General features: G+C 40.1%; 5 protein-coding genes. 3 read left to right on the forward strand and 2 right to left on the reverse strand.

Annotated elements, in window-relative coordinates:
* Positions 1-28: 28 nt before the first annotated feature.
* The 3 genes from KK060_RS20720 to KK060_RS20730 all read left to right on the forward strand — a co-directional run bounded on the left by KK060_RS20720 (position 29) and on the right by KK060_RS20730 (position 4,864).
* A complete protein-coding gene (locus KK060_RS20720) occupies positions 29-775 on the forward strand; it encodes a class I SAM-dependent methyltransferase (protein ID WP_254155823.1) in 747 nt (248 codons plus the stop codon).
* A gap of 66 nt (positions 776-841) precedes the next feature.
* Entirely contained in the window at positions 842-2,482 is a 1,641-nt protein-coding gene (locus KK060_RS20725) for an N-acyl-D-amino-acid deacylase family protein (protein ID WP_254155825.1), read from the forward strand.
* 129 nt (positions 2,483-2,611) lie between these two features.
* Positions 2,612-4,864, forward strand: a complete 2,253-nt coding sequence (locus tag KK060_RS20730; protein WP_254155827.1) for an OmpA family protein — start codon at positions 2,612-2,614, stop codon at positions 4,862-4,864.
* 4 nt (positions 4,865-4,868) lie between these two features.
* Here the strand turns inward: KK060_RS20730 and KK060_RS20735 are convergent, their stop codons facing one another.
* Together KK060_RS20735 and KK060_RS20740 are read right to left on the reverse strand one after the other, a co-directional pair.
* Complete coding sequence (locus KK060_RS20735; RefSeq protein WP_254155829.1) at positions 4,869-6,062, reverse strand: sensor histidine kinase; 1,194 nt, start codon at positions 6,060-6,062, stop codon at positions 4,869-4,871.
* Positions 6,059-6,316: response regulator (locus tag KK060_RS20740; protein ID WP_254155830.1), on the reverse strand; the 258-nt coding region annotated here is incomplete at its 5' end. The genes KK060_RS20735 and KK060_RS20740, both read right to left, overlap by 4 nt.

Here is a 6,316-nt window from a genome sequence, read left to right on the forward strand (position 1 = left end):
TTGTAAGCTTATCTATCGTTACATCACCATGCCTATTAAAGACTACTTTTCAGGCCACGCTAAAATCTACGCAACCTTCAGGCCCGATTACCCTAATGCATTATATGACTTCATTTATAAGCACTTGCATGAGAAATCGAGAGCCTGGGATTGCGCAACAGGAAACGGACAGGTAGCCAAACACCTTGCGAGCATGTTTGATGAGGTTTATGCTACCGATATAAGCAATAAGCAACTTGAAAACGCCGTACAAGCTAGCAACATAACCTACAGTGTAAGCAGCGCCGAACACACTACCTTTCCTGATAACTACTTTGATTTAATTACGGTTGGCCAGGCCTTGCATTGGTTTCAGCGCGAATTGTTTTATAAAGAAGTAATGCGTACAGCCAAACCCAATGGTTTGTTAGCAGTTTGGGGATATGCAGTGCTATCTGTAGATGAATCAATAGATGAATTGTTTAATAAATTCTATACAGAAACGGTAGGGCCGTATTGGGATGATGCCCGAAAGCTGGTTGAAGACCAGTACAGATCTATTTCATTTCCGTTTGAGGAGATACCTGCTCCTGCGTTTTCAATAGCGGTAGAATGGACTAAACAACAATTTGCAGGATACCTCTCATCATGGTCGTCAACCCAAAAGTTCATTAATTCAAATGGCTTTAACCCGGTAGACGATTTTATTACATCACTAAAAAATCTTTGGCAGGATGACGAGTTGAAGAATGTTACTTTCCCTGTATTTTTGAGACTAGGAAGGATTAAAAAATAATCCGGATCAATACAAAGAAGAACCAATCAACAGCACTCACTCCCAAACACGCTCCTCAGGCTACTTATGATAAAAAAACTCTTATTACCAGCAGTCTTGTTTGTAAGTCTGTCTTGTAATGCACAGCCTCCAACAGTATATGACGTCGTTATTAGAAACGGGACAATTTACGACGGTTCCGGTAGTGCTCCCCTAAAGGGAGACGTTGCCATTCAAAATGATACCATTGCAGCAATTGGCAACTTAAAAGATGCTGTAGGTAAAAAAGAGATTAATGCCAGCAACCTTGCAGTTGCCCCGGGGTTTATCAATATGCTAAGCTGGTCTGACGGTATTTTTCTTAAAGACGGGTCTTCGATGAGCGACATAAAACAAGGCGTTACATTGGAAGTCTTCGGCGAAGGATGGTCTGCCGCACCTATAAAAAGAAACCTCAAAAAACCAGTAGATAGTTTGTATACTACATTGGGAGGTTATTTCAGATTTCTTCAAAAAAAAGGGATTAGCCCTAACGTTGCATCATTTGTCGGTGCTACTACTGTCCGCATCTATGTAATGGAGCATGCCAACAGAGCCCCTACAGCAGAAGAACTTAAAAAGATGAAAACACTGGTTGCTCAAGCCATGGAAGAGGGGGCAATGGGTCTCGGTACGTCACTCATCTACGCACCTGCAAACTTCGCCTCAACGCACGAGCTTATTGAGCTGTCAAAAGTTGTTTCTTCCTACGGTGGCATGTATATCACGCATATGAGAAGCGAAGGAGATTTCATTCTTAGAGCTTTAAATGAAACCATCCGAATTTCAAAAGAAGCTAATGTTCCTGCCGAGATTTATCATTTAAAAATAAACATCAAGCGTAACTGGAATAAGATCGATTCTGTTATTAACAAAATAGATAGTGCAAGAAAGACGGGACTAAAGATTACAGCCAACATGTATCCTTATATGGCAAGCGGAACGGGTTTATCTTCAAGACTGCCAACGTGGGTTCAGGAAGGTGGAGCAAAGGAAATGCGCAAGCGCCTGAAAGACCCAGCCATCAGAAAAAAGGTTTTGTATGAGATGAGAAAAGGTATTCCCTATAAGAACTCAGAACCTGAAAATGTTGTGCTAATGGGATTTCGCCTCGATTCACTTAACAAGTTATACAAAGGAAAAACACTTAGCGAAGCCTCGAAGATGCATGGCAAAGATGCCGATGAGACTGCTATTGACCTGGTGGTAAAAGATAAGTCGAGAGTTGAAGCCTTGTACTACCTTCAATCAGAAGATAACGTAAAGCGGATTTTTAAATTACCGTACGTGAGCTTTGGTTCAGATGCCGGATCATATAATATTACAGCAGACACTGCCAATTTACCTGACCATCCAAGGGCATTCGGCACCTTTGCAAAAGTATTGGGAAGATACGTCAGAGACGAGAAACTTGTTCCGCTTGAAGAAGCTGTCAGACGTTTAACCTCCTTGCCGGCAAGCAATCTCAAAATTAAAAAACGCGGACTTCTAAAACAGGGCTATTATGCTGACGTAGCAATTTTTGACCCTGCAAAGATTCACGACAAAGCTACTTTTACAAAACCTCATGTTTATGCAGAAGGTATGGTTCATGTTTTGGTAAATGGCGTTTCCGTTCTCCGTGATGGAGAACATACAGGGGCAAAACCAGGCAAAATTATACGTGGCCCAGGTTATAAAGGAAATTAAAGCATTATTTTGCTAAATAAGCACAAATATTGTAACAGGTATTTTAGTCCCATTTAATGATGGCAAACTTGAAATCAGGTAAGAATAGTGTTAATTTACGGTTTAAAGTGAGCTAACCTCACCTATCCCATGAGGAAAGTAGTTACGATATTTTTATTTCTCCTTGTCAATTGTGTATGGGCACAGGATTTCAAATCTTTGATGGACAAGGGGGATAAACTCATTGCAAAGAAGGACTATGAAAATGCTTTAAAAATCTACGAAAACGCATATAACCTTGCATCTGATAATGCTGAAGTAAATTTTAAGTTAGGGCTTTGCTACCTCCATAGCGAGAAGAAGTCACGTTCCGTTCCTTATCTTGAAAGGGCTTATCGTTCCAATGCTGAAATAGATGCTGATATAGACTACCACTTAGGAATGGCATATCAATACGACCATCAGTATAGTAAAGCCAGCCATCATTATAACGAGTTTAAAACAAAGAACAAGAAATTAGCTCATATAGCTGATAATAAAATAGCAGAATGTGTTACAGGTGATTCATTAAGCAAGCACCCTGCATACGTAGTACTTGAAAATCTAGGAGGAGATGTTAATTCTATCCATCACGATTACTCACCCCTTGTTTCATCTGACGGGAGTACTTTAATTTTTACCTCAAACCGCTCTACCGATGAGTACAAATTAAAAAGCGGCACGAACTACGAAGATATCTACATTTCAACAAGACAGGGAGATTCCTGGAGTATTCCTCAAAAAATCAGCTCAAACATTAACGCAAAGTACAATGATGCTGCTGCATCTCTTTCGCACGATGGAAAAACCTTGTTCTTGTATTATGAAGAAGGTGCTGGAGATATCTATGTATCTAAGCTGGAAGGTAGCGAATGGACGAAGCCCGTTCCGCTAAACAGAAACATAAATACACCGTTGTTCTGGGAAACATCTGCGTGTATCTCTGCCGATGGCAAAAAACTCTACTTTACCAGTAACAGACCTGGTGGCAAAGGCGAGCTGGATATTTATGTCAGTGAATTGGACAGTAAAGGCGAATGGGGCAGGGCCGTTAATCTTGGGCCAACAATTAATACCCGTGGTAATGAAGATTCTCCTTTCATTCATTCGGATGGGGTTACACTTTTTTTCTCTTCTGATGGCCACCCGACCATGGGAAGTAACGACATCTTTAAAAGCGAATTTAAGGATGGTAAATGGACAAGACCCATCAACATGGGACATCCAATTAATTCAATTGAATACGATGGCTTCTTCACTTTATCTGACGATAAAAAAACAGGCTATTTCTCTGCCATGCGTGAGGATGGATTAGGAAACGCTGATTTATACAGAATACGATTCGTTGATCCTCCCAAACAAATACAACGAGACGTAATTCCTGAAACTGCACCTGTTATTGCAGATGTAAAAAAAGAAGAAACAAAACCAGTAGAGTCACCTGTAGTACAACCTCAGCCTGCTACCGTTACAGCATCTCAGGAAACACAACCCATAGTTGTTGCTACAACACAAGAAACAAAGCCCGTTGAACTTCCGCAGGAAACAAAATCTGAATCTCCTCCTGTTGCAGAACCTAAATCAGAAGTAGCACAGGAACGAAAATCAATAGATCCGCCAATTGTACAGGAGATTAAACCACAAAGTGCTGCGCTTGCTAAAGCGGAGGCCGAAACAAGACAAGATCAATTTATTGACCCTATCATAGAAGAACATAAGAACAAGAAAATTGTAACTGTTCTTAAGGGAAAAGTTATTGATGAACTGTCTTCCGCACCACTTCCTGCAACTATTACACTTGTTGACAACGAAACGAACAGAACGATATCAAGGATTAAAGCCAATACAGAAACCGGAGATTTTGAGCTTGTTATCCCACACGGCGGAAACTATGGCGTTGCTACTGAGGTAAGTGGATATCTTTTTAACTCAATTAACTTTAGCGTGCCTCAGTTTGCTGAATACCAGGAGATAGACACGCACATTTTGATGGTTAAAGCGGAAGTAGGATCGAAAGTAGTTTTAAAGAACATCTTTTTCGATACCGGTAAAGCAGACTTAAGAGCAGAATCGCTATCTGAATTAGAGAACATCAGGGAACTGTTGATTGCCAACCCGCACCTTAAAGTTCAGATTAACGGGCATACCGATAACACCGGTAATGCAGCAACCAACGTAACTTTATCACTAAACCGCGCTGAAGCTGTGGTAAATTATCTTATTGATAAAGGCATAGATACTTCGCGGCTATCAGCGAAAGGTTTTGGCTCAGAAAGACCACTTGTTTCTAACGACGACGAACAGGAAGGTCGCGAGATCAACAGGAGAACTGAAATAGAAATTATTGAAGCAACAAGAGGTTAACGCATTACATCTGTTGCTCGCTATGCGCTAACTTCTCATTCACCAATGATTCGTGCGTAACCTTTAAGTTGGGAATGTCTATAGTAAACACTGTTCCTTCTCCCATTACAGATTTTACACTGATTTCTCCGTGTAATTTTTCAACTGTTTCCTTAACAATATATAGCCCCAAACCGGCGCCTTCGCTGCGTTCAGTTGCACGGAAAAACATATCAAAAATCTTATTGATATAACTTTCTGATATACCAATACCATTATCCCTGAATACAATGCTCAGCATCATATCAGTAACAGTACTTTCGATATGGATTATATTATGACCCTTATTCGGATCCTTATATTTAATTGCATTGGAAACAAGATTATTGATAATTACCGATAGCCTATAAGGGTCCGTATAGAGCACGGATTGTTCATCAAAGAAAATTGACTTTTCAATAGTATCTGAGCCGTCCATATATTTCATACGCTCGAAACTATCCTCGACCATTCTTTTAAAGTCAACCTTTTCGATATTCAGTTCACTTCTTGCGTTACGCGAGTAGTCTAATATTTCTTTAAGGGTGTCGTCAAGCTTATGGATACTTTGCTGCATCATGGCAAAATAACCATTCATAGTTGCATCGTTCTTTTTATTTTCGATCTGAACGAGGTTAATAAGACCAAGTACAGACATCAGTGGCGCTCTCAGGTTATGAGATACACTATACACAAAGCTATCAAGCTCTTTATTTATCTTCACCAATTCTTCGTTCTGCTTGCGAAGCGCTTTTTCCGCCTTTCTTCTTTTATGTTCATGATGGCGTTGTTTCAAAGCATTCTGGATAGCAGAAGGCAGGCGCACAAGATTAGATTTCAAAACATAATCATCAGCACCTTGCTTTAAACAGCTTACTGCAAACTCTTCTGATACTGTACCGGTAACAAGAATAAAAGGAACCTCAAGATTTTGTTTCCTGCAGATATTAAGAGCTTCAAGAGAATTGAATTGAGGCAATGCATGATCAGAGAGAATTACATCAGGATCGAATTCATCAAGAGCATCAACAAATTCTTCGCGGGTATCTACCCGTTTGGATGAAAACGAGATCCCTTGCTTTCTTAATGCCCGTTCAATCAAACCAACATCATCCTGAATATCCTCCAACATTAATATTTTCAATTCCTTCTCCATGAGACGTGTTATTGTTTTTATCATTTGGGTGGCTGGTTCAAAAGCAGCCAAAAAAATCCTATTTCTGATATTGCTTTAACAAACTTGTCGAAATCCACAGGCTTAACGATGTAAGCATTAACTCCTAATTTATAAGACTCCACAATATCACGCTCCTCTTTTGAGGACGTTAAGACCACAACCGGTATTATCTTCTTTCGCTCATCCGACTTTATCTTCCTTAAAACTTCTATGCCATCAACCTTTGGCATCTTCAGATCCAGCAGTATGACTTTGGG

This window comes from Chryseosolibacter indicum (assembly GCF_018598585.1).
Taxonomy (GTDB): domain Bacteria; phylum Bacteroidota; class Bacteroidia; order Cytophagales; family Cyclobacteriaceae; genus Chryseosolibacter; species Chryseosolibacter indicus.

Coding starts and splice junctions, on each gene's coding strand:
- KK060_RS20720 (WP_254155823.1), top strand. CDS start 29: ATGCCTATTAAAGACTACTTTTCAGGCCACGCTAAAATCTACGCAACC.
- KK060_RS20725 (WP_254155825.1), top strand. CDS start 842: ATGATAAAAAAACTCTTATTACCAGCAGTCTTGTTTGTAAGTCTGTCT.
- KK060_RS20730 (WP_254155827.1), top strand. CDS start 2,612: ATGAGGAAAGTAGTTACGATATTTTTATTTCTCCTTGTCAATTGTGTA.
- KK060_RS20735 (WP_254155829.1), bottom strand. CDS start 6,062: ATGATAAAAACAATAACACGTCTCATGGAGAAGGAATTGAAAATATTA.